Origin of the sequence: Cupriavidus sp. SIMBA_020 (assembly GCF_046535395.1) — a bacterium.
In the GTDB taxonomy this organism is placed as follows: domain Bacteria; phylum Pseudomonadota; class Gammaproteobacteria; order Burkholderiales; family Burkholderiaceae; genus Cupriavidus; species Cupriavidus campinensis.
Map to the genome: position 1 here is coordinate 1 of NZ_JAWRWU010000800.1, position 264 is coordinate 264.

The 264-nt window shown below is 65.5% G+C and carries 1 protein-coding gene; it reads right to left on the reverse strand.

What is annotated here, in order from left to right; genetic code table 11:
- Positions 1–264, reverse strand: a 264-nt coding sequence (locus SB751_RS31560) for a hypothetical protein (RefSeq protein ID WP_410749217.1), incomplete at both ends; no start/stop codon positions are given.

Consider the following 264-nt stretch of genomic DNA (forward strand, 5'->3'; position numbering starts at 1 on the left):
GTATTGGATTTCGAGCGTTTCGCGGTTATAGCGCTTGCCGTGACAGACGTCGCAGGGCACGTAGACGTCGGGCAGGAAGTGCATTTCCACCTTCAGCACGCCGTCGCCCTGGCAGCTTTCGCAGCGCCCGCCCTTCACGTTGAACGAGAAGCGGCCCGACTCGTAGCCGCGCTCCTTGGCCGCCGGCACGCCGGCGAACAGTTCGCGGATGGGCGTGAAGAGGCCCGTGTAGGTGGCCGGATTCGAACGCGGCGTGCGGCCGAT